Origin of the sequence: Pedobacter sp. MC2016-24 (genome assembly GCF_015223055.1) — a bacterium.
Lineage (GTDB): Bacteria > Bacteroidota > Bacteroidia > Sphingobacteriales > Sphingobacteriaceae > Pedobacter.
Window position 1 is genome coordinate 33,875 of record NZ_JADFBX010000005.1, and the last position, 25,210, is coordinate 59,084.

The 25,210-nt window shown below is 42.2% G+C and carries 17 protein-coding genes; 1 reads left to right on the top strand and 16 read right to left on the bottom strand.

The features are described 5' to 3' along the window. Window positions 1-25: 25 nt before the first annotated feature. The 13 genes from IM797_RS13525 to IM797_RS13585 form a co-directional block, all read right to left on the bottom strand. Window positions 26-1,300: a nucleotide sugar dehydrogenase gene (locus IM797_RS13525; RefSeq protein WP_194127680.1), complete on the bottom strand. Its 1,275-nt coding sequence runs from the start codon at window positions 1,298-1,300 to the stop codon at window positions 26-28. Window positions 1,301-1,391: 91 nt separating this feature from the next. After that, window positions 1,392-3,305 carry a TlpA disulfide reductase family protein gene (locus tag IM797_RS13530; RefSeq protein WP_194127681.1) on the bottom strand — a complete coding sequence of 638 codons (1,914 nt, stop codon included), beginning with the start codon at window positions 3,303-3,305 and terminating at the stop codon, window positions 1,392-1,394. Between the two features lie 11 nt (window positions 3,306-3,316). Next, window positions 3,317-4,762, bottom strand: coding sequence for a RagB/SusD family nutrient uptake outer membrane protein (locus tag IM797_RS13535; RefSeq protein WP_194127682.1), 1,446 nt, complete (start codon window positions 4,760-4,762; stop codon window positions 3,317-3,319). Window positions 4,763-4,836: 74 nt separating this feature from the next. After that, window positions 4,837-8,073 (bottom strand): TonB-dependent receptor, encoded by a 3,237-nt coding sequence (locus tag IM797_RS13540; protein WP_228098855.1) that lies wholly within the window; start codon window positions 8,071-8,073, stop codon window positions 4,837-4,839. 228 nt (window positions 8,074-8,301) lie between these two features. Beyond that, window positions 8,302-9,306 carry a FecR family protein gene (locus tag IM797_RS13545; RefSeq protein WP_194127684.1) on the bottom strand — a complete coding sequence of 335 codons (1,005 nt, stop codon included), beginning with the start codon at window positions 9,304-9,306 and terminating at the stop codon, window positions 8,302-8,304. 95 nt (window positions 9,307-9,401) lie between these two features. Next, on the bottom strand, window positions 9,402-9,983 hold the full coding sequence (locus IM797_RS13550; RefSeq protein WP_194127685.1) for an RNA polymerase sigma factor: 582 nt from the start codon (window positions 9,981-9,983) through the stop codon (window positions 9,402-9,404). A gap of 170 nt (window positions 9,984-10,153) precedes the next feature. Beyond that, window positions 10,154-11,296, bottom strand: coding sequence for a TlpA disulfide reductase family protein (locus IM797_RS13555; protein WP_194127686.1), 1,143 nt, complete (start codon window positions 11,294-11,296; stop codon window positions 10,154-10,156). A 36-nt stretch (window positions 11,297-11,332) separates the two neighbouring features. Beyond that, window positions 11,333-12,766, bottom strand: coding sequence for a PKD-like family lipoprotein (locus tag IM797_RS13560; RefSeq protein WP_194127687.1), 1,434 nt, complete (start codon window positions 12,764-12,766; stop codon window positions 11,333-11,335). A 12-nt stretch (window positions 12,767-12,778) separates the two neighbouring features. Further along, window positions 12,779-13,633 (bottom strand): DUF4843 domain-containing protein, encoded by an 855-nt coding sequence (locus tag IM797_RS13565; RefSeq protein ID WP_194127688.1) that lies wholly within the window; start codon window positions 13,631-13,633, stop codon window positions 12,779-12,781. Between the two features lie 13 nt (window positions 13,634-13,646). Next, window positions 13,647-15,131, bottom strand: a complete 1,485-nt coding sequence (locus IM797_RS13570; protein WP_194127689.1) for a RagB/SusD family nutrient uptake outer membrane protein — start codon at window positions 15,129-15,131, stop codon at window positions 13,647-13,649. Between the two features lie 53 nt (window positions 15,132-15,184). After that, on the bottom strand, window positions 15,185-18,655 hold the full coding sequence (locus tag IM797_RS13575) for a SusC/RagA family TonB-linked outer membrane protein (RefSeq protein ID WP_194127690.1): 3,471 nt from the start codon (window positions 18,653-18,655) through the stop codon (window positions 15,185-15,187). A 182-nt stretch (window positions 18,656-18,837) separates the two neighbouring features. After that, on the bottom strand, window positions 18,838-20,007 hold the full coding sequence (locus tag IM797_RS13580; RefSeq protein ID WP_194127691.1) for a FecR family protein: 1,170 nt from the start codon (window positions 20,005-20,007) through the stop codon (window positions 18,838-18,840). Between the two features lie 111 nt (window positions 20,008-20,118). Next, window positions 20,119-20,700 carry an RNA polymerase sigma factor gene (locus IM797_RS13585; RefSeq protein ID WP_194127692.1) on the bottom strand — a complete coding sequence of 194 codons (582 nt, stop codon included), beginning with the start codon at window positions 20,698-20,700 and terminating at the stop codon, window positions 20,119-20,121. Between the two features lie 132 nt (window positions 20,701-20,832). On the opposite strand from IM797_RS13585, the gene IM797_RS13590 reads away from it, so the two are divergent. Then, window positions 20,833-22,608, top strand: coding sequence for an aminopeptidase P family protein (locus tag IM797_RS13590; RefSeq protein ID WP_194127693.1), 1,776 nt, complete (start codon window positions 20,833-20,835; stop codon window positions 22,606-22,608). A 118-nt stretch (window positions 22,609-22,726) separates the two neighbouring features. Here the strand turns inward: IM797_RS13590 and IM797_RS13595 are convergent, their stop codons facing one another. The 3 genes from IM797_RS13595 to IM797_RS13605 are packed head-to-tail and all read right to left on the bottom strand — an operon-like array spanning window position 22,727 to window position 25,206. After that, window positions 22,727-23,515: an SDR family oxidoreductase gene (locus IM797_RS13595; RefSeq protein ID WP_194127694.1), complete on the bottom strand. Its 789-nt coding sequence runs from the start codon at window positions 23,513-23,515 to the stop codon at window positions 22,727-22,729. Between the two features lie 13 nt (window positions 23,516-23,528). Next, window positions 23,529-24,362, bottom strand: coding sequence for an amidohydrolase (locus IM797_RS13600; protein ID WP_194127695.1), 834 nt, complete (start codon window positions 24,360-24,362; stop codon window positions 23,529-23,531). Next, on the bottom strand, window positions 24,349-25,206 hold the full coding sequence (locus IM797_RS13605) for a fumarylacetoacetate hydrolase family protein (protein ID WP_194127696.1): 858 nt from the start codon (window positions 25,204-25,206) through the stop codon (window positions 24,349-24,351). The genes IM797_RS13600 and IM797_RS13605 overlap by 14 nt, the downstream gene beginning before the upstream one ends. Window positions 25,207-25,210: the final 4 nt, after the last annotated feature.

Genomic DNA, 25,210 nt, shown 5'->3' on the forward strand with positions numbered 1-25,210 from the left:
ATACGGAAATATTTATTTTTTTTTCCTACAGCCTTGCATCCGCAAACTTGCGGTCAATACATGATTTGGTATCAAATACAATGGCGCCCTCGTCCTTGTATAGCTGATAATCGATGGTTAAAAATTCGTCATGTGCCACTGCAATCACAATCGCCTGATAATCCCGGGCTGCAAGTGTCCTTTCCAGCTTTATCCCATACTCCTGCTCCACTTCATCCGCATTGGCCCAGGGATCGTAAACATGAACGTCCATCCCATATTGCTGCAACTCAGCATAAATGTCAATTACCCGCGTATTGCGGATATCTGGGCAGTTTTCTTTAAAAGCGAAGCCCAAAATTAGAGCCTTTCCACCTTTCACAGGCGCATCTTTGGCAATCAGCATTTTAACCACTTTACTGGCCACAAACACACCCATATTTTCATTCACCCGCCTGCCAGATAAAATGACCTGTGGGGTATAACCGAGTAAGTTCGACTTATGGGCAAGGTAATAAGGGTCTACACCAATACAATGTCCGCCAACCAATCCGGGTTTATATTTTAAAAAATTCCATTTCGTTCCCGCAGCAGCAATCACATCTGATGTATCAATATCTAGTTTATCAAAAATGAGGGCCAGTTCATTCACAAAGGAAATGTTCACATCCCGCTGTGCATTTTCTATGGCTTTCGAAGCCTCGGCGACCTTAATGCTCGGCGCCTTATGTGTCCCGGCCGTAATGATACTGCCATATAAGTTATCGATCCAATCGGCCACCGCCGGAGTAGATCCCGAGGTCACTTTAATAATTTTAGTTAAGGTATTGACCTTATCGCCCGGGTTGATGCGCTCCGGGGAATATCCACAGTAAAAATCCTGATTGTATTTCAAGCCAGAGTACTGTTCCAGAACGGGAACACAATCTTCTTCAGTACAACCCGGATAAACGGTAGATTCATAAATGACAATATCCATTTTGGATAAATAACCTGCCAACATTTTAGACGCGGCCAGTAAAGGACGTAAATCAGGCGCCTTAAACTGGTCGACCGGCGTAGGCACGGTTACAATATATACATTACAATCCTGCAGCAGGTCCGGATTGGCTGATAAAGTCAGCCCATTTCCAAGTACCTGTTGCAAGGCATGCAGATCTGCTTCTTTGGTCAGGTCTTTTCTGGCAAGCAAATCTGCCACCCGGTTTTCGTTGATATCAAATCCCAAAACCTGGTATTGTTTGGCAAATTCTATGGCTAAAGGTAGTCCAACGTAGCCCAGTCCAATAATGGCAATGTATGGTTTATTTGCTGCTGACATACCGGCAAACATACACAAACCGTATTATTTTCCACAATTATAATCTATAACAATACCAGGCGGTATCACAATTCTTTTTGCCGAAAATCCATTACCGCTGCTGTTCCAGCAAAACATCAATTTGCGCAGCGAGCTTATGTTCCAGTTCAGCACCTTCAAAACCTATGGTACGGAATTGCATCAAACCATTCTGGTCCAGAACGGCAATTGTAGGAATCACCGTAAAACCGACCTTTTCACCAATGTCCGGATCATTGTTAAAATACAATGGAAAGGTGTATTGCGGATTTTTAGCCTCCCAGCCTATCGCATCTTTAATCGTATTTCTGGCGCCGCTATTGACCACCATAAACATCACTCTTGGATGGTCTTTATATTTATCATAAACTTTTTGCAAATAAGGCATTTCCTGCATACAAGGCACACACCAGGTCGCCCAAAAATCTAGGATGACGATTTTATTCTTCATCATCTCCTTTGTCACAGCCTGTCCCTTCAAATCCATTAGCTTTCCCAGGTCCGGACCGGGCTTATGCATCATGATCTTTTTCAGCGACGCCTTTAGCTGTGTATTTTTTAATACTTCAAGGGCTTTTACTTTCGTAGTAAAGGCTCCCTCAGCATTATTGAATTTACTGAAATTCGTTTTGGCAAGCTTGATGACAGCAGTATCTGAAGGATTTTTTAAAAGCACCTGCCATAAAGCTTCAAAAGCTTGTTCAGGCTTACCTGTCTGTTCATAGACTTTGGAAACATCGATCAGGCTTTCCCGGTTTGCACCTTGCTTTTCAGCCTGAGCAGCAAAATTTAAGGCTTCTGTCCTATTGCCCAGATACAGCTTGTTTAAGGCAATGATCGCATATAAAGTTGACTTCGCTTCCGCGATGCCTGTTAACCTGTCACTTTCGGGTACGTATGGCAAAATGTATCCATATTCAGGAAAATACCGGATTAAGCCTAACGGCCATTGTGCTACCATTTTTAAAGATTTTTCTGCATACGCAATCGCTGTGTCCGGCGCAAGCTTATTCGCCGTAAGTAAACCTGCAATGTCCTTAAGTTCTTCTGGAGTACGTGGATTTTTTTTGCCTAAACTCCTGCTGGCATGGTATACCGACTTATCGCCATTTCCAACAGAAGCATAATGCCTGAACAGTATTTTATGGATTTGCTGTGCGTTTTCATTCCCTTGTTCATCACGCTGCTTAAGTAAAGCTTCCAGTTGGGCAATCTTCAGACCAGTATCCTGCTCCCTGGCAATGGCCGAAATTTTAAAATCTCTTGCGATTTCTGAATTCGGATAGCGCTGCAACACCATTTTGTAGACAGAATCTGTTCTTTTTTCACCAATGGTAAAAAAAGCAGCAGTCACACTATTCAGGTTTGCTGCAACGGTCGGATTTTCTTCAAACTTATCGGAAATGATTTGATATACAAGCTCACGCTCCTTTTGTTTATCTGCCGGTGTTTTAGCAAGCGCCATTTTAACCACCTGCAGGTAAACTTTAGCCTCAAAATTATCCGGGTAAATTTCCAGTTCTTTTTGTAGCAATGCGTATTGCGCGGGACGCAGGTTTGGAGATTTGGGCATTTCTGCGCTCAGGCTGTAAGCCTCATACAAATAGCTCGACTTTTCTCTTTTATCCCCTTTATAAACCTTGAGGTTATAATGGCGTTCGGCACTGGGCTGGTCGACAAGATCCCCGCTCTGAAAAGTAAAAGAAGCATAGGTTGCATAGCGCTGCAGCACGAAAGAAGTTACCCAATCTGCTCCCTGCCTGGTCATTGGCAATTTAAGCGGCAACTCATAAAATCTTGAAAAGGTGAAGTTCAGGTCAACCGAGCTTGCACCTTTCCCAATTTTGGCACCTGATGCACCTGGATGATAGATGATCGTTACTTTGTCACCCCTTTGCGGGTTTTCTGGTTTTATTTCAACAACCTGTGCTTGTAGTTGCTGTACTGCAACTACAAGACAGATCATGAGGAACATTTTCTTGATCATAGGATTTTTTTCTAATTGTAACCCGGATTTTGTAACATATTCGGATTGGTCAGCATGGGTTCAGAAGGTATTGGAAACAAAATAGCAGTCGACTTCCAGGCTGTTTTGATGGGAGCCAATACATCATCAGCACGGGTTTTTGTCGGATCTCCGGTGACACTTTTCCAACGTTTCAGGTCAAACCAGCGATGTCCCCATTCTGTGAACAGCTCCAGGCGACGCTCTTTTTCTACCTGCGCCATGGCTGCAGCCTGATCAGCAACCAGTGGTAAAGCTGCCAGACCCGCCCGATCCCGGATGACATCCAGATCTTCTTTCATCAAAGAAAATTTGTTCTGTTGCGCGCGGGCTTCAGCACGGATCAGATAAGCTTCAGCAAATCTCAATACCATTGAATACTCTGTAGGCGCATTGATTGTACCTACCCTTACTTTGTATTTTGCCGGGAAATAATGCGTTACGGGCGGCACAGCTGTGGTTATATACTCACCCACCCAATTTGTTTTGCGCAGATCATTTGTCCCAAAAGCTTCAACCAGACTTCCGGCTCCTTTGTTTAACCTGTAAAAAGGTGCCCCTGTAGAAAGCAGGGTATTGCCTTCCCAGGTATTTCTACCGGTGCTGGTATTAATGGACTGCAATTGCCAAACCGCCTCTGAACTGTTCTTTAAAAATACCTTAGTCATGTGGGCAGCATTGTTTGGATCTGGATTTTTAAGCAATGCATACCCTGTGGTATTGATCACCTCGGTAGCCTCCTGTTCAGCCAGAGCATTGTTGCCTACATACAGATAAGTTCTGGAGAGCAATAAAGAAGCAGCCGTTTTATTTGGACGAATCCGTTCTGCATTTCCGGGATATGGCAAGACCAGCAATTTCTTGGCCTCTGTTAAATCATTGATCACAGATGCATATACTTCGGCTTTGGCCGTTCTAGGTAAACTGGTATTTTTGAGTACATCTGTATCCAGGATCAGGGGTACATCACCAAAAAAATTAACGAGATAAAAATAACAGAAAGCCCGGATAAACAAGGCTTCTCCCAGGAGTTGATTTTTAACTGCCGGACTTAGCGTTGTCGAAGCATTTACGCCTGCAATCACCGTATTTGCCCGGTAAATAAAGCCATATGGCTGCGTCCACATGGTACCTACGTATTGATTACCCGAGGTAACTGCATTATTTTTGAATTCATCAAAAGGTGCAGAGGCTGAAGCATAGGTAAATTCGTCAGCAGCCATGGCACACATAAATGTAGTAACAACATTGGCAAACTGGTAATTAAACCCGTTCATATCACTGTATATGCCTGTGATGGCCGCTGTGGCGCTTGCATCATTTACAAACACAACAGAATTTACCAATTGATCCTTAGGAGCTCCGACGTTTACATATTTTTTGCAGGAAACTATTGCACTTAAAATGGCAATAGACAAAATTGAATATAATATTTTCATCAGTATATATTTTTAGTTGTTATGAAGCTTGCAATGCAGGCCATGTTTGACCAGCTATTGCTTGCCGGTATGTATTAAAATGCCAATTGTAAACCTGCCGTATAAACCCTTAGTGGTGGCAGTGCATAACCCTTGGTTTCCGGATCAAAACCATCATACGAGGTGATGGTAAATAGGTTTTGTCCCTGAACATATACACTTAAATTATTAAATTTCCGGTTTTTTAAAAGGTCAGATAAATTGTATTTGAGGGAAACATTTTTAAGCCTGATGAATGAAGCATCAACCCAGTTTGCGTTAGAAAGTCTGTATTGATTCTGATAAGCATTAAAGATCGCTTTGCCTGAAGTTGTACTTGCTCCGGGAATGGTCGCTTCCTGACCTTCAGTTTTCCACCTATCCAGCGCGCTCGCATCCTTGTTCTTTAAATAGCCATTTGAATAGGTCAGATAGCCATAATTTAAGCCCGGACCTTCCTGTTTGGCGAATTGGAAAAAGAAATCCAGACTAAAGTTTTTATAGCTCATGCTGTTTTGCAAGCCCCCATAAAACTTTGGCATGGTATTACCCATAACAACCATATCCTTAATATCGGTAAGCGCCCCATCGCCATTAACATCCCTAAACTGAGGAACACCTGTTGCAGGGTCTATGCTCAAAAAATCATAGCCTTTAACAAGGGTTAGCGGCTGGCCAATGACATAGACGTTGGCATTGGAGGAATTCGCAAGATCCGGATAGGACAATAACTTATTTCTGGCGATGGTCAGATTGGCTGAAGTCGTCCAGTTAAAGGCCTTACCGCGGATGTTGGCCGAGGTCAGCTCAAACTCAAAGCCCTGGTTCTGTACAACCGCAGGTAGATTTGCCGTATACTGTGTAAATCCCGATTGCGAGGAAAGGGTATAACCGATGAGTTGATTACCTGAACGGGTCCGATAAAAATTGGCAGTCAGTAAAAACCGATCTGCAACAAATCCCAAATCAATACCTGCTTCAAGCTTTTTGTTTACTTCCCAACTGTAATCCGGATTGGGGAAACGGCTTGGATAAATTCCTGCAGTACCACCATAAGGAAGACTGGTAGATGACCAGCTGTCAAGATACTTGTAGTTTCCAATCTGATCGTTACCCACAGTACCATAACTTCCCCTTAGTTTTGCAAACGACAAGACATGCAGGTTATCTTTCACAAAGGATTCATTGCTGATTAACCAGGCTGCACCAACAGCACCAAAATTACCAAATCGCTTGCCTGGCCCAAATCTGGAAGAACCATCTCTTCTAAATGTCCCGTTGATGATATACTTTTCCTCCCAATTGTAGGTTAACCTTCCGAAAACAGAAGCATATCTATATTTGGAGTACATATAAGTGCGCGGCGTTACCACTGTTGCGGCTTTAATATTCTCCAATTGTTCATCACTGATGTAACCACCACCTACTAAGGACTGGGCTTCTGTTACGCTATGCTGGAAGGTACTTCCGGCCAAAGCAGAAAGGTTTCCTTTACCCAATTTAACGGTATAGTCCAGTTGTGGTTCAAGGATATAAGAGTTTAAGGAACCATTGCCATAATTGGCCGTACTCCCACTATAACTGGCAGGGTTGAAACTGATTTTAGGTAAGGTCTGGAGTTGCTTCGAATCCATGCGGTTATAACCCGCACTTAACTTTGCATTTAGACCGTTAATGATGGTGTAGCTGAGTGAGGTATTGGCAAATAAATTATTGGTATTGGTCACATTTTTCCGTTCCAATAAAGCAAAAGGATTCTGCTCGATTGTATTGAACCAGAAATAATTACCCTGGGCATCATAAATAGGCATGTTCGGTACCAGGTTAAATGAACCTGCGAGATCCGTGATTGCTGCATTGTTCTCGTCCAGGGCATATTTTATCGAAGTAGTCAACCTAAACTTATTGTCTTTCGAGTTATAGTTCAGGGAAGAATTCAATGCCCCTCTTTTGTACCCGGTATTCCCCGGCAAAACTGATTTTTCATTACGGTATGTCCCGCCGATTAAAAAATTGGTTTGTTCCGTTCCACCGCTTAAACTGAGCTGTGCTTCTGTTAAGTTTGCCGATTTACCAAATAATTTTTCCTGCCAGTTCTGATCCAGATTCGGATCCCACTGAAAATCCGGAGCCTGGGCATCCGTCGGGGTTATGCCATCATTTTTGAAAGCCTCGCGCCGCAATTCCAGGTACTCAGCTGTACTGAGCATGTCTACCTTGTGGCTCACTGAAGACACCCCCTGGTATATATTAAACTTTGTTTCCGCTTTGCCGGATTTTCCTTTTTTGGTCGTGATCAGGATGACACCATTTGCTCCCCTTGAACCGTAAATCGACGTTGCATCGGCATCTTTCAGCACATCGATCCGTTCAATATCGGCAGGATTGATGCTGCTTAATGGACTTTGGGTTCCGTTTGCTCCATTAAACTGGCTCAAACTTTCTGAGATAAATGGAATTCCATCTACAATATACAAAGGTGAGTTACCTGAAGAAATCGAGTTTTGTCCACGCAAACGCACATTATAGCCTGAACCCGGGTAACCAGTAACTGCAGAGATATCAAGCCCTGCAACCCGCCCCTGTAATGCGGCAAGCGGATCGGTAACAGGCTGGTTTGCGATATCTTTTGAGGTTAAAGACGATACTGAACCGGTATTATTCCTTTTGGTTGTTGTTCCATATCCGATAACGACAACCGCATCCAGCGTACCCACATCTGGTTTCAAAGAAACATTCGTCATCCGCCCGTTCTTTACCGGGGCTTCTGCCGTAACATAACCGATATAGCTAAAAACAAGAACGGCATTTTCATCAGGTACCTGTATGATGTATTTACCCTGGTTATCTGTAGTCACGCCTTTATTTGTACCCTTAATCTTCACAGATACACCTGGCAGCGGAAGTTGATGCTCATCTGTAACCAATCCATTGATGTAAACATCCTGAATGGTCGCATGCTGCGTTTCAGCTGCAAGTTTGAAAATAATGACACTGTTGTTGACTTGTTTATAACTTAAGCCCGTTCCCTTTAAGAGTTCGTCCAGCGTATTTTTCACAGAACGTTGTTCTTCACTCAGGCGCAGGTTTTTAAACGCAGAGATCAGCTCATTGCGGTACGCAAATCTGAAATCCGTTTGCTTTTCAATCTGGGAGAATGCACTGCGAAGTGTTCCATTGTTTACGCCAACAGAGACTTTCACATCTGTGAGGGTTTGTGCGGAACCGGTAGAAGCCGTTAGGCTACCAATCGTAAAAAAGATGACCAATAAAAGGATCGCGTTCACTTTCATAAAAAATTTTAATTTTTTAATATTAAACGGAGCATAAAATGCCGGAACACACCGGCTTGCAAAACGAGTAGAATTGTAATACATTGCGTTGGTTTTAGTTTGAACTGAAAGGAAAATTTAAGACCGCTTTGCAAACTCCGGTTGCCGCCGGGGTTTGCTTTTTAGTCTGCGTATTTAAACAAGGGCGAAGCTTTATTCCTCATGGTATGGTTTAGGTTGGTTATAGGTTTAACATCCTGGTCCGTCAATCTGAACCAGGTTATCTTTTAAAGTCAATGTTGCCCCGGTAATTTCTCCAACTACCTTTAACACCTGACTAATGTCATTTTTATTCAGAAATGCCGCTGTAAACCGGCAAGCCTTCACTTTTTCATTTTCAAATTGAACTTTTACAGCATAGCGCTCAGCAATAATACCGGCGGCTTCCGCTAAGGTAATGTCATCCATGATGAGGTCATGTTTTTTCCATTCCAGGGCCGCCACAGCATTTACTTTTAATTTTACGGCCGAACCTGCTTTTGCATTCCACGACAATTGTTGATCGGGTGTTAAAACCGCAAGCGTTTTTTGCTCATCTTCTACCTTGACTTTACCCCGCGTTACGGTAACCACCACCAATTGATTGGCCGCATCGGCCTTGATGTTAAATGCAGTACCCAGAACTGTAGTTTTGATTTTACCCGTATGGATGACAAAGGGATGTTTAGGATCATGCTTAATATCGAAGTAGCCTTCGCCAATCAATGTGACCTCACGCAATGCTTTACCTTCAAATGAATCTGCATACTCAAGATGGCTATCCTGATTGAGTTGTACCGAACTTCCATCTGGCAATTTGATCCATTTGTGCGCCGTATGTTGGTGTTTAACCGGGTTTTCTGTTTTTAACATGGATGTTTCATTCTTCGGACCAGCAGGTTGATTTAACCATACCGCCAGGCTGCCCACCAGCAACACCGCAGCTGCAATGCCCAACCATTTCCAGGAATGTTTTTTTACAGGATCGGGCTGAAGCGCAATTTTTTGTTTGATCTTCTGAAGCAGTTCAGCTTCATTGAGCTCAGGCTCTGTAAATTTACCATCGGTAAATAATGCCTGTGATGTTTCCATTGCTTCACGCCATTCGGCTTCATAACCTCCTGACCTGATCAGCTCCTGTACCTGAGCAATCTCTTCCGTACTGCAACGGTTAAGAATAAAATTTTTAAATAATTGTATGACCGGTTTTTCCAATTTACACCCTGTTTAATAGTAATACAATTAACATAGGGGGTACATGTACTCCGCTTAAAAATAATTTATACTTTTTTAAGGTGTGCCTGAGCAGATTAGCTGCGATGGATAAATAGCAGCAATAAAGCGCCATTTTTAACCATAAAATCTTTGATTGTCCGGATGGCCTTCACCATCTGACTATTTACAGTGCTGTCTTTAATGCCTAATTTCTCGGCTGCCTGCTTATAGGTATAACCCGAATTGTGGCAAAGGTTATAGATAAGTTTACGCTGCGGTGGAAGCTGGTTGATGGCCTGATTGATGAATGCCCGCGTTTCCTTGTGTTCTGTATACTGCAAGCCATTTTCTGATTGATGAATCGCATTTTCAGCAATTTCATCCGAGATCCAGACTTCACGTGAAGCGCGTTTGATGACATTCAAGGCCTGGTTTTTTGCAATTGTGAACAAATAAGCCTGGATTGACCGGTCTGTATGGATCAATGCACGATGTTCCCACAGTTTAACAAAGGTATTTTGAGTGACATCTTCCGCCAGTTCAGCAGATTTGAGGATACTTAGCGCATAGGCATAGATTTTCCTTACGTACAGGTTGTACAATTGCTCAAAGGCATTTTCATCCTGTAGTTTAAGTTTTTCCAACAATGCGATTTCACTGGTACTCCCCAACCCCATAGTCTACAAATCTAGTAGATTTTAATTCAAAAGCTTGACTTTTCGATTATTATTGGGAAAGTTACATAAATTTAACAGTATTCAAAAGTCAGCACCAAATTGTGGGTTGCCGCTCACTAGTGCGACTCCCCACAACCTGGCTGACCCTAGAGGTGATTCATGCTTTATGATCAATTCAGCAACGCTGCAAGTTTTTCATTCAGCACTTCACCCATCAAATGGGAACCAATAATTTTTCCGTCCGGACCAATCAGAAAGTTAGCAGGAACTCCGGTAATTCCATATACTTTCCTTGCTTCATTATCCCAACCCTTCAGATCAGAAACCTGAGGCCAGGTTAACCCATCTTTTTTAATGGCTTCAAGCCACTTGGCTTTATCACTATCTACGGATACGCCAAGGATTTCAAATCCCTTTGATTTGAACTTAGCATATTGTTTTAAGAGATTGGGACTTTCTGCACGACATGGAGAACACCAACTGGCCCAGAATTCTACCAATACATATTTCCCCTTAAAGTCTGATAAAGCCAAGGGCTTTCCATTCACATCATTCTGGATAAAGTTGGGTGCACTTACACCCAATGCAGTTACAGCATGTGCATTTAACAATTTGTATAAACTCTGCCCACTATAAGAAAGGCGGAGCTTGTCATTCAATTTATTGAATATAGGAAGCGCGACTTCCGACTTTACTGAATATCCGCCCACAAGCTCAGATAATGCCTGTAAGGAGAAATAAGCGTTTGGATTTGCTTTGGCAAAAGCCAGCATTTTCTCGCCTCTGGATTTTCTGAATGCCTGCACTTGTTTATCCAGCACCTTAAAATAAAGTGTATCGGCTTGTTGTTCGGGAGTAGCACGATGAATGGCCACATTCGCATGATGGTGCACGGTCATCACAGTTGGTCCAACTTCCTGATCAAAAGCTTTCATTTCTTCATAAACTTTTGAGCCTTTCCAATGCGCATTATAAAGTGAATCTGCAGAATTAATCTGGATATTTTCCTGACCAAAACTCACATAGATTACATCACCTAAGCCTTTAGTACCATAAATTTCCTTATCCCTGATCCCTTCACGAGACAAGGTCATTCTTCCGCTGGCATAACCAGCGATGTTACCTGTAAATTTAAATGTCCCGTTCAGCAATTCACAGGAATCAGTCCCCCCCTTACCTTCTGAATTGTAGTCCAGGTAAATTTTTGCTGGTTTATTTAAGTTCCCGATTTTACCACTGATGGTAAAGTTGGGTGTTTGTGCTATGGCCAGGATGGGTAATAAAGTGGCCAGCATTAAAATTTTTAGTTTCATGATTGTTGTATTTTTAGCTATTTCTTGTTAGAAAAGTTAATTTGCCCTGATTAAAAAGTCGACAGGTGAGCCCGGTATACCATTTATGGTACTCAGGATATTTCCTTTCTTAGTGCCAGAGATGTCAAGCGTATGTAGGGCACCCGCTACACCAACATATAGTTTGTTCCCGTCATCGCTGATTTTAATCATGGAAATCTTCTTTCCGGCAAAATCTGCCTCCTGCAATTCTAAGTTCTGCCCGATGGGATTGTAGCGGTAAATTTTATCATTGCTTGAAAAATAGAATACGTTAATACTGTTTCGTACCCATTTGGAATCTGCCTGAACAAGCGAAGACCCTGCAAAAACACGCTTTTCTTCAGCTACGATTGACTTGGTATCTGCGGTAAGCTGATTGTTAAATCTCAATTCGTAGGTATTGCCATCAGGTTCTTTGAAAAAAGCGTAGGTTGTTCCAGCAGAACTTGCTTTCATATAAATGGGATTTGTGAGCCCGATATTTTTAGGATCAAATGGAGCTGTCGGCAATGTACTTGAAGTATAGGTTTTACCCAGGTAATTTCCGCCACCGTCAAACGTAACAAGACTTTTAGATTTAAGGTCATAACCCAAATAAAAGGCACCACCATAAGTAAAATAAGGCGATAAGGTGTAGTCGCCATTTTGCTCATTGGCAAATTTGCCATAATCAGGGGCGAATGGTGCGGTAGACTGCACGCCTATAAACAGCTTTCCATTAATCACCCCCTGGGCAACTGTACCCATTAATGTCTCCACACGTCCTGGTGTAATGGTACTTGCCGGCAGAAAAAATTGAGACCTGAAATTGTCTTTGTACAATAGCGTGCTTGGATTAACAATCACACTTCCTGTGGATGGATCATTACATAATATCCAATATTCCTCTTTAGACAGCAATTGGTAAGGAAGTGGTTTTGAATAATAAAGCTGCACCGGATTTTTAGGCAGAGATCCCGTTTGAAGGCTCTCATATATATTTGCCAAAACGGTATTGTCAGGCTTTACAAAAGAGAGTTTAGCGGTTCCGCCATCATCACTGAGAATGAGCGTTCCTTGGGAAAACTGTGTAGTTCCGGTGATTTTAAACTTGTATTTATAGATCAGGCCATTCCTTTTATCGGTAACAATTAAGGTTGAACTACGCTCACCAGTCCCCAGATTAAACAGCATTTTTAATGGGTAGCCTGTATAGCTCACCTCTCTTAAATCTTCCAGCAACAAAATACGCCATTCAAAAGTAAGATCCTTTAAAGGGTCTGCTCCGGCCAGGCTGACTTCAGGCTTAATGATGAGCGAGTCGCCTATTAAGGCAGAAATGTTAGCATTCAAAATGCCTTTCACGACTGGCTCTGACGGTGGGGAATAGGTATAGTTACCCAGGTCCTTTTTACAGGAGGTATAAAAGATGGCTGCAAAAGCCAGTAGATATAGAAGTTTCTGTTTCATGATGGTAGGTGCTTAATTCATGATAATTTGATTGCCATTCTCATTGATGAAAAAGTAGCTATTGACTTGCGGGAAAAATTTAAGATATACCTTAATGGTTGGCGCATCAACATGATAAAAGTCGTAATCTTCAGTCCCGTCTGTTCTTTTCGTGAGCACATAGCCTTTTTCAGGATACCTTGCTACCCAGGCAAAAGGGTTCCTAGTGAAGTTACGTGCATTTTCGAGGTAATAGAGAGACCTTGGAATACCAAGAAATCCATTCGGAGCGCTGGTATTAACGAGTTCTCCACCACCGGAAATCAGGTACAACTTGTGTGCGGTTCTGCTGTAAGTACCCAGGTTTCCCTGCCACCATCCCCACCATACCGGCTGTTCCAATCTGTTGGAATATATAATTCTCTTTGTACGAATGGGAACCGGCAAAAGACCTTCAAAATCTTCACCACCAACAACTCTCAACCCGAGAATAACCGAGTTATTGGCGAGTTCCGGATCTATATTCTTGAGGACAACTGGAACCATTATCTTTCCTGAATCTGCAGGTAGCACGTAGTAAGGTTTTAACGCCTCATAATGTTGGTTAACGCGAGCAGTGGTTAAGCTGTCGACCACAGTTAAAACAAATTTTCTGGCTGTCGGCAATCTTTTACCTGCTACGGTAACGGGTACAAAAATCGTATCGCTGGACAGGCCAGGATTTTCAGCAAAAGAATAGGTTATCGCCGCCGTATCCGGATTGCCTTTGACATCTAGATAATTCAGGGAAATATTATCCTTAAGACCTTCGTACTGAACGATCTCATTTTTTTTGCAGGCAAACAAAAGTATGCTCAGCAAAAGTATGTAGTTGATATTGGTTTTCATGGTTCTTATCAATTTAATTTCTGTAACCCAACTCATCGAGTGGCATTGGAAAAACAAAGATTTTATCAGATGCGGGATAGATCAATCCATTGGTGCTGATTATATCCCGGTTTAATCTTTTGTGCATATAGAAAATCTGGCTTTCTCCGTAAAACTCTTTCCTGGCATCTTTGACCAATTCACTAATAAAATCTCCTTTTACGATGGTTTTCGGTAAGAGTATACGAATTCCACGGTGAAGCCGTACACTATCAACGTATGCTGTTGCCTGGTTGGGGTTGCTGTCGAAACTAGCCTCGGCAGCTATATAAAACATTTCAGAGAGACGGATGGCGGGAGCAACTACCGGATGCAGGTTGCGCAGTGGGGTTGAGTTCCTGGTATATTTTTGAAGGTTGGAACGTTTAGCCCCAACATTATCTAAAAACCACTGTCTATACCTCCAGTCTTCTCCCCCCAACCCAGATTCATAAATCAGGTCTTTTTGCGTAATTGTAGGTACAAATGCAGCATTAACATCAGAAAAACGATTTTCGAAATGTTTCATTGCGTCAACACCTAAAGCCCATGAGGAAATTAATTCGGGATAAAAAAGTTTGTCCCGCTGTTCTTTGTTGGTGTTAAATACATCTACCTGCTGGGCCCATGGGAACTTCTTAGATTCAATCACTTCCTTCGCATTGCTCAGACTATTGATCAGGTCCTGCTTGTATAAATAAGCTCTGGCCAATTCTCCGCAAGCACTGAAATAATTCATCCGGTGCCTTCTGTTCTGGAGGAAAAGAGATGGATTTCTGGTCTCTGTAGATTTTGCACTTTCTGCAGTACCTTCCGGATACGTTTTATCAGGATAGCCAACTTTGTAATCTGCAGCCAGGATCGGATCTGAAGCCTTCAATAATGTTTTGGCCTCATTAAGATCTGCAACGACCTTATTCAACACTTCTGTAACATTGGAAAATGGGGTAGCCTTAATGGAAACCGCTGTTACATAAGGAATAGCCTTAGCCGTTGGATTATTTTTGTAAGAAGGTGCATACATTCTTAATAGATCAAAGTGCAGGTATGCCCTCAAGGTGAGTGCTTCGCCTTTGATCAGTTCGTAGTTTTTACCCTGGAAGAGAGATTTCTTTTCATCGATAACTTCGAGGATTGCATTGCAATACCCGATTGCTTTATAGGCATTGGTCCAGATCTGTGCAGCTTTACTCACCCATTGCGGGTCGTCATATTTAAAGGCAGCTATGTTTTGCGTATTCAAATCGGTAAACTCGTAATTCTGCGCAATGATATCAAGGTTGCTCACCGTCAGGTTACCCCCGTACAAATCCAGGGTACTACAGTAGGTATAAACTCCATTTAGTGCCTCTTTAAAGCCCTCTTCAGTACTAAATAACTGTTCTTTGGTCACATCTGATTCCGGCTGAACATCCAGAAATTTTTTGCATGAGGTAAATACCAGTATGCAAGCGATGATGTATAAATATTTTATTTTCATCAGTATATCTTTGTTTTTAATGGTAAGAAGCTATCATAAACATATTGATTGTGTTAAAATGAAGCCTGTAGGGAAAAAGTAATATTTCTTGCAAAGGGAGAATCAATACCACGCTCTATTCCTACACTTGAGGTCCTGAATATATCGTTCATGGTAATACTTGTCCTTAATGTCTGGAAACCCGCTCTGCGGATAAAGTCCTTTTTAAAATCGTAGCTCATGTAAACAGATTGCAGTTCAATTAGGTTTTCCTTCTGTACGAACCTTGAACTTACCTTTGTTGCCGTTAAATCAGCAATATTTTTATATAAGGCCCGATCGCCTGGCTTCACCCATCTTTGTGATAGTGCCCGGCTGTCTACGTTGAAACGGGGATCTGCATTCTCGATCCTATCTACCAAGGTCTGATTGTAAGTCTGCCCACCGAAACGGTAATAAAGGCTGAAGCTTAGCATAAAGCCCTTATAACTGATATTACTTCCTAAATTTCCAGAGATTTTTGGAGTGCCATCACCAATCGGCTGCGTATCTGTGATGTCATAGTCATAAGTTAAACTACCATCCTTTTTAACATAAATTTCTCTTCCGTTCTCCGGATCAATACCAAGTGATTTAACCCCATATATCGTGTACAGAGATTGGCCTTCAGCATAGCGTACGATAGGGATTGTCGCCAAACCGATCTCCCCTTCTTTATTATTGTCCGGGCTGTTTTGTATGCTGTTGATTTTATCATTGAAGGCCTGCAGTGAATTGGACAACTTGACTAATGTATTGGTATTGTGTGTTGCATTTGCCGTCACGTTAACATTCCAATCCGCATTTCGGAAGGCATTTGCCGTCAGATATAATTCAAACCCTTTATTGGCAATATCGCCCAGGTTTTCCTTGTAGGTTGTAAAACCGGTAGATGGAGGGAGTGTGATATCCGTAATCAATCCTTTAGTCAGTTTGTAATAATAACGCGGAGAGATCACGAAACGATCCTTTAGTAGTCCTAAATCCAGACCAGCATCATAAGTTGTTGTTTTTTGCCATTCCAGGTTGTCATTCCCGTAGCCTACAAGTGTAGCTCCAATGCCTGTAGAATACCAGTTGCCTGTCTGATACTGATAAATAGCACGTGACATGTAAGGATCAAAACCAACTGATCCTACCTGCCCTGTACTTGCTTTTAACCTCAACTGGCTGATGATTTCAGATCCCTGCAGAAAGCTTTCGTTATGTATGTTCCATCCCAAACCTGTAGCCCAAAAAGGAGCGAAACGTTTGTTTGATCCAAATGAAGAGGAACCGTCCATTCTGAATGAAGCATCTGCCAGATATTTGTTTTTATAAGAATAGTTCCCGGAAAAGAAAGCACCCAGGGTACGGTTGATAAGCACATTACCACCAGGAGCCGATTCCTCTTTATAAATGCGGGCAAAGCCAATATTGGTAAATTTATCATTGGAGAACCCTTGGGCCGAGATAGATTTGAAATCTGATTTTCTGGCAATCACATTTGTACCGAGTACCAGATTGAAAAAGTTTTCGCCAAGTTGTTTATTATAATTCAGCGTTACATTTCCATCAATACCGAGTGCATTGGTAGTGGTATAATCGTAAGTTCCCCGATTATTTAGTTTGTCTGTGGTATAGTCGTAAAACTGACTGCTCAAAGGAGAAACAAAACGATCAGACTTTGAGGTGGTTTGATTCAGGCTCATCAAAGCTTTTAACCGGAAACTTTCAGACAATTTGTAATCTATGGTGAATGCATCTATCAATTCCAGATAGCTGTCCTTGTTAAAATTGTTCAAACCCGCCTCAAAAAGAGGGTTAAATACGTATGCCGTTCTATACTGACCATTTACTGGATCTGTGTAGCCACGATCGATGCTCCATCTGGCCAATTCCTGTACAATCCTGCCTGTGCTGTCCGTTTTCGGGTAATAAGGATTCATCAAAGCATAAGTAGAAAAACTTCCGTAAGGTGAATTTGCCCCATTGGTTTGATTGACAGAAAGGTTGTTTCTAAAAATTAGTTTTTTAGACGGCATATAAGTAAAATCCATGCCCCCACTGTACCGGTCTCTGGTTACCCCTTTCATTACGCCGGGTTGAGTCTGGTAACGCATATCAATACCATAACGAAAACTTTGGTCTCCGCCTTGAATATTCAGGGAATGCTTCTGTGCATATGCATTACGAAGTGGTTGAGATAACCAATAGGTATTTACGCCACTGGCTACATTTTTCAACTTATTAAAAAGTTCCTGATCAAGGGCATCCTGAGTAAGATCACCTACACCTGGCGTAAGTTTGCGGTACAAGCCGGCCATTTGTTCATAAGCAATTTTATCTTTTGCATTAAGCACATCGTAACCAGATAAGTCCGGAGCTGAAAGGGTAAGTTCCGAATTGTAAAACAACTGCAGTTTGCCAGATACAGGTGCTTTAGTGGTGATGACCATTACACCGTTGGCAGCTCTTGAACCATATACGGCGGTGGCCGCCGCATCTTTTAATATATTTATTGACTCAATGCGGTTGATGTCCAGGTCAACAACCTTTTGTAAGGACACCTCAAAACCATCCAGGATAAAAGCAGGTAGGTTAAAAGAGCTGGATAGGTTATTGCGGTCCAAAACGTCGTCTTTATTCAGTGGCAGTCCCGGCAAAGCGGTTGCACCTCTTACATTTATTCTGGGCATCGCATTTGGATCTGATCCGGCTAAGTTGTTATCTAACAACCTGAAAGAAGGATCGAAACTTTGGATGGCCTTGAGCACATTTTGCGGATTTGTTCGTTTTAAGTCATCGCCTTTTATGGTAATGGCATTGCCGGTGTAACTTTCCTTTTTAATGGTTTGATACCCCGTAACCACGATGTCTTTCATTGCATTTACTTCCGACTCCATCAATACGGTTAAAGTTTTGCTATCTGTCACTTTAACCTCTACCGGCTTATATCCAATGTAACTAAATAACAATAGCTCACCAGGTTGTGCTTCCAACTTAAACCCACCATTTTCGCTGGTCTGGGTTCGTCTTCCCGGTATCCCCTTAACCGATACATTGACGCCGGGGATAGATTGATTGGTTTCTTTATCAAATACCCTTCCCGTAACGGCGAGCAGAATTGGCCTGGCTTCATTTCCAGAAGCGCCCCTATCTGTTTGTTTTGGACTGAGCACAATGGTTTTATTTACAATGATAAAGCTTAGATTGTCGTTTTGCAGGCACACCTGAAGCGCTTCATACAGGGGTACGTTTTTTAATTCAACATTGAGGCGCTGATCTGAGGTTTTAACTTTTCCTGTATAGAAAAATAAGTAACCAGTTTGTTGTTTGATTTCCTTTAATATTGTTGCCAGCGTAGCATTTTTCCTCGAAATGGTCACAGTCTGGGAAAAACTTGCGGCTGATAAATGTAAGGTTCCGATCAGTAATAAAATAGCGGTTAATTTCATCACTAGTAATAGTTTGTACTTTACCTGCTGTATCTGAAATACAGGGTTGTAAAGAAAAGTTAATTTCATATTTTTGGAATAGAATTAAGTGAATAAATAGCAACCCGGTCTCAACATCTGGCTGCTGACTTTTTTTGAACCGGAAGTGGTGAGATACTTCCGGTTTTTTAGTCAAATCATTTTATCGTTTCCCGATCTATTGTAGTTTTCTTATCATCTGATTTGGTTTAGTTGGTTAAAGAATAGGTTCATTATTTATTATTCTGCAGATTTGATACAGGTATTCGTTGGTTATACGAAACCTTAATGGTTTTCCCTGCTACATCAAAATGTACATTTTCAATTTTCAATATTTTAAATACTTCCGATAACTTGCTGTTTCGAAAAATCTCTCCATAATATTTCTCCTCGCTTACCGGGCCTACGTAGATCACATTGACGTCATACCACCTCGAAACCTGTCGCATGACAGACCTAATGTCTTCTCCGTCAAATGAAAAAACACCATTGATCCAGGCCGTTTCCTGCGCTGTATTTACGCGATGCTTAACCAGTGCATCCCCATAAGCCTTATTCCATACTGCCTGCTCACCCGGTTCAATGGTCTCAGCCGCTCCAGGCGTGAAAACTTTCACGGCTCCTTCAAGAAGCGTTGTTTTTATTGCTTCTTCGTCAGCATAGGCGTTGACATTAAAATGGGTACCCAATACTTCAATCGTTTGTTGTCCCGAAATTACCCTGAAACGACTATTTTTATGCTTTGCCACTTCAAAATATGCTTCCCCTTTAAGCTCAACCAGCCGGTCTTTCTGATTTAAAGCAGTGGGAAACGTTAGAGAAGAAGCCGCGTTGAGCATTACTTTAGTACCATCTGAAAGCATAATGGTGTATTGTCCGCCGTTGGGCGTAGAAATTGTATTGCGTATGGTTGTTGTAGATTCTTCCTCAGCAGCAACTGCTGTGTAAATCAACTCGCCATCTTTGGATTTGCTGACCGTGATACCTGACTGCCTGGTAATTTCACCTTTCGCAGCATCATTGAGTACAATTTTTTGCCCATTTGCCAAGGTAAGAATTGCTTTATTTCCACCGGGTGCAATATCAGCTGCAAGCTGGTTATTCAAGGAGCGATTACCCTGATAAAAATATAAACTCAGGCCTACCACCATCAATATCGCTGCGGCTGCAACAATACGTGGCCATAATGCTAAACGTTTCGGGACTGATTTGCCAAGTCCGGACTTCTGCAGTGTGGCAATCCAGATCTTCTCCTTTAAATGTAGAAAATCTGCTTCCTTTTCAGAAAACTGAAATTTACGCGATTCGTCCAAGTACCAGTTTTCTACCCAAGCCCTTTCTTCAGCATTAGCGAATCCATTGTTATACCTTTCTACGAGTTCTTTTGCTTGTTCCCTGTTCATTATTGCTTGATATTGACAGCCAATTTAAAAGAAGAACAGGCGAAACTGCCTTTGGGGGTATACAAAATGTAAATAAATTTAAAAAGCCAGCAATTCTAACAAAAAACGCACTTATCGCAGAAAAAACATCACCAAAATCCCTGATCCTAACATTGGAACTTTGTTTTTTATGATTTTCAGTGCATTCTGAACCTGCTTCTTAACAGTTTGAGGTGAAATGTTCAATTTTTCTGCAATTTCTTTGTGAGACAGATTTTCCTTTCTGCTCATTTCAAAGATTTCCCGCATCCTTGGTGGCAAGTTCCTGATCTCAGCTTCCACAATTTCCAAGATTTCCTGCTCATCAAAAAATGCAGAAGAAGTAGTAGACTGTGAAACAAAATTTGCTACGGAGCTCAAGTAGTCGTTACGCACTTTGTTTTGGGCTACAAGATTGAGGACCTTATTCCTGACCGAAACATACAGATATCCTGATAATTTCGTATTCACATTCAATGAAGATGACTTCAGCCATAAGCTGCTAAAAACGTCCTGTACAACGTCTTTGGAGCTGTCTTCATCTTTGAGCATGCGAAACGTATGATAATACATTTCAGCCCAGTAGCGATTGTAAATTTCAGTAAATGCAATTTGATCCTCCTGTTTCAACAAAATGGTCAGTTCCTCATCACTAAAATTGTTATAGACTAACATGGTTTAACTGAGCTGATTGGAGCAGAACGAAAATAGGCTTTTTAATTGAATTTCAAAAATCCGGCCTAAGTAGCCTAACATTCTTCTTCATATTTTCTATAGATTTGCCAAAGGACATAAAAAACTGAACATATGACTTATCAGGAAAAATTAAGCAAAATACGCGAACAAATGAAAGCCGACAACGTTCAGGCTTACATCATCCCTTCCGCAGATCCGCATATTAGCGAGTACTTACCTAAACATTATAAATGCATTCCTTTTGCCTCAGGATTTACAGGTTCTGCAGGCACATTGGTCATCACGGCCGACTTTGCCGGTCTGTGGACTGACTTCCGTTATTTTGAACAGGCTGAAGAACAGCTTGCCGGAAGCGGTTTTGACCTGGTAAAACAGAAAGTTCAGCATGCACCGGAATATATCCAATGGCTTCAGGAAAAATTGGAAAATGGCGCAGTTGTTGCCAGCAATGAAAAATTGTTGTCGATTTTACTTGGCGACCTGCTAACCCAGCAATTGGGCATTAAAAACATCACACTGGCCAACAAGGATTATCTGGATCCAATTTGGGAAAACAGGCCAGCCTTGCCTGCTGAGCCTGCATATTTAATTGAGGACAGACACATCGGACAATCGGTAAGCAGTAAAATTGCCGCGGTAAGAACCAGCCTGCAAAAACATGCGGCGGCTTATCACCTGATTTCTTCTTTAGATGACATGGCCTGGTTGTTCAACATCCGCGGCAAAGATGTCAGTTACAATCCCGTAGTATTGAGCTTCGCCCTGATCAGTCAGGATCATGCCAAGCTATTTGTAAATCCTGACAAACTGGATACCGCAGCTAAGGAACTTTTGTTGAAAAGCGGCGTAGAAGTTTTCGCTTACGAAGAAATTGAAACGGCATTACAACGCATTCCTGAAAACAGTAGCATCCTGATCGATCCAAAGCGCAATTGCTTTGCTTTCAGCAAACTGATTCCCGCTTCTGTGAAACTGATTAAGGAAACCAATCCCACAACCAATTTTAAAGCTGTTAAAAATGAAACAGAGCTGAACAATACCCGCACAGCAATGCTTAAAGATGGCGTGGCCATTACCCGGTTTTTAAAATGGCTGTCGGAACATATTGGCAAAACAACCATTACTGAATTGTCTGCCGCAGCAGAATTGCGAAAATTCAGAGCAGAGCAGGAAGGCTTTGTTGGCGACAGCTTTACCACCATCAGTGCTTACAAAGCACATGGTGCCCTCCCTCATTATGGTGCTTCTGAAGAAAGTAATGTGGAAGTGAAGGCCGAAGGCTTATTCCTGGTAGATTCAGGTGGTCAGTATTTTTATGGAACCACAGACATTACCAGAACCATCCCTATGGGAAACAATACGGAAGAAGAAAAAACAGATTATACGCTGGTTTTAAAAGGTATGATTGATGGTTGTAAAGTCCGGTTCCCTAAAGGTACTTGTGGCTATCAGATTGATGCGATTACTCGCAAGCCATTATGGGATTATGCCATTAACTATGGTCACGGCACAGGTCATGGTGTAGGTTATTTCCTAAATGTTCATGAGGGCCCACAGGTCTTTAATGCAACTGCGACTCCGGTTGCCATCGAACTGGGTATGATTACTTCCGTAGAACCGGGGGTTTACCGCCCTGGCAAACACGGCATCCGCATCGAAAACCTGGTAAACACAATTAAGGATGTGAGCAATGCGTTTAATGAATTCTATGCTTTCGAAACTTTGACCATTGCACCGATCAGCACCACTATTGTAAAAAAAGAGCTGCTGGAGCAATCGCAAATCGACTGGTTAAACAGCTATAATGCTTTGGTATTTGAAAAACTTAGCCCGCTGTTAAATACAGAAGAAGCAGCCTGGTTAAAAACTGAAACGAAAGCGATATAATTGGCCTTCAGGTCAGCAAAAAACCAGCTATGTTAAGAGAAGTCCCAGACCCTGCAACTACAGGGCAGCAGATGCCGGACTTCGACTAATACAGCTGGTTTTTTATGTAAAAGGAGTACTATTCCGGACTAATCGATCTGTCTAAATGCACATATCCCCCATCTACATACACCAATTGTCCAGTAGTATGGCTGGATACCTCAGAAAGTAAAAACACTGTAGCATTTGCCAGTTCTTCTGCCGTTGTCATCCTTTGTTCAAAAGGAATCTTTGCTTTAATGGAAGCCAGTTTCTCCTCCGGATTTGGAATGGAGTTGATCCAGTTCTGATACAAAGGTGTGTAACACTCTGCAACAATGACTGCATTTACACGGATGCCATAAGGCAATAATTCTACAGCCCATTCCCTGGTCATGGCATTTCTTGCACCATTTGAAGCGGCATAAGCAGAAGTGCCTCCTTGTCCGGTATCTGCTACTTTAGAACTGATGTTGACGATTGAACCTCTGGACTTTTTAAGTGCAGGTAAAGCATAATGAGCCATCATGTAATAATGGATCACATTTTTATGTAAGCTAGCCACGAAGCGGTCATAATCACCACTCTCCAGACCAACACCATCATTAACACCTGCATTATTGATCAGTCCGTCAATCCTGCCATATTTTTCCAGAACCAGGTTAACTGCTTTTTCACTTTCTTTAGGATCCATCAGTTCTGCTGCGACCTGGAAAGCCTGACCGCCATTGGCGACCAACTCATCAACTACCTTTTGGTTATCTGCAGCATTACGGCCAACAATCACAGGAATTGCACCTTCTTTTGCCAATACCTGGACGATGCCTTCGCCAATTCCTTTTGCCCCACCGGTAACGATTACGACCTTATCTTTTAATCTCAGATCCATATTTTTGTATTGCTTAAATTAAATTGTAAAAATTAGTGGCATTGCCGCCCCAAAACAAATCACGTTCGTTTGCAGACAGTGCTTTGGTATATTCATCAACAAGGTTCAGCACAGCTCCGTAGCTACCTGCAAGCAGGCAAACTGGCCAATCTGAACCATACATGACCCTTTTGGGACCAAATGCCTCGAAAACTACATCCAGGTAAGCTTTAAAGTCCCCCGACTTCCAGTCAGACCAATGCGCTTCGGTAACCATTCCAGAAACTTTGCAGGATACATTTTCCAATGCGGCCAGTGCCTGAATATCCTGTTGCCAGTCAGCGATCTTTTGATTCTTGATATCTGGTTTAGCGATATGGTCCAACACAAATTTCTGATCTGGAAAACGGGCTGCAAGCGCTGTGGCAAACTTCAGCTGATCCGGAAAAATCAAAATGTCATAGGTATAGTCAAAAACCTTTAAGGCCTGAATACCGTTTAAAAAAGCGGGTTTCAGCATCAGCGCCCGATCGGCTTCACCTTGCAGGATGTGGCGAAACCCTTTTAATTTTTTAAAACTACGCCAGGCAGCAAGCTGATCCTTGATATCTGCCGCTTGTAAATCCACCCAGCCTACAACACCTTTGATGAAATCATAGGCATCGGCATTTGCGAGTTGGAAACGATTTTCTGCGTTCGACTGATCGGATTGTACCACAATACAGCCGTCAAACTGATGTTGTTGAAGTACCGGAAGTAAATCTCCCGGTAAATAATCCTTACGGAGTACGGCCATCTCTTCCGAGATCCAGCTGTCCCTTATTTCATCATACACCCAGAAATGCTGGTGTGCATCAATTTTTAACATAGTTCTTCACTTCTTGCTTCGAAGTACCCAGTCCGTCAATACCCAGTTCTACCACATCGCCATGTTTAAGATATACCGGTGGGTTGAAGCCCAGACCAACACCAGCTGGCGTACCTGTAGAAATTACATCTCCAGGCAATAAGGTCATAAACTGACTTACATAAGAAACCACAAAAGGTACATTAAAGATGAAGTTAGACGTATTTCCATCCTGCATCTTTTCACCATTTACAGTTAACCAGAGACGCAGGTTATTGACATCCTTAATTTCGTCTTGTGTAGCCAGGAAGGGGCCTAAAGGCGCAAAAGTATCACAACCTTTACCTTTGTCCCAGGTACCATTTCTTTCAATCTGGAACTCACGCTCAGATACATCATTGTGCAATACATAACCAGCAACATAGTCCAAAGCCTCGCCCTCTTCTACATAAGATGCCTTGCGGCCAATCACTACAGCCAATTCAACCTCCCAATCTGTTTTTACCGAGTTTTTAGGGATGGTGATGTCATCATTCGGGCCTACCATTGCGGTAGTTGATTTCATAAAAATCACAGGTTCCGGTGGTATAGCTGCACCGGTTTCACGGGCATGATCGGCATAGTTCAAACCAATACATACTATTTTTGAAGGACGTGCAATTGGCGAACCCAAGCGTGTTCCTGCCGGAACTACAGGCAAATTGCCTTCATTCGCTTTTAAAAATTCTCCCAGTCGTACCAGACCGTCATTGTTAAAAAACTGCTCGTTATAATCACCACCAAAGGACGACGTATCGTACCAGGTATCATTAATTATTACACCGATTTTTTCCTGATCGGCTGCTCCCCATCTGATTAATTTCATTTGT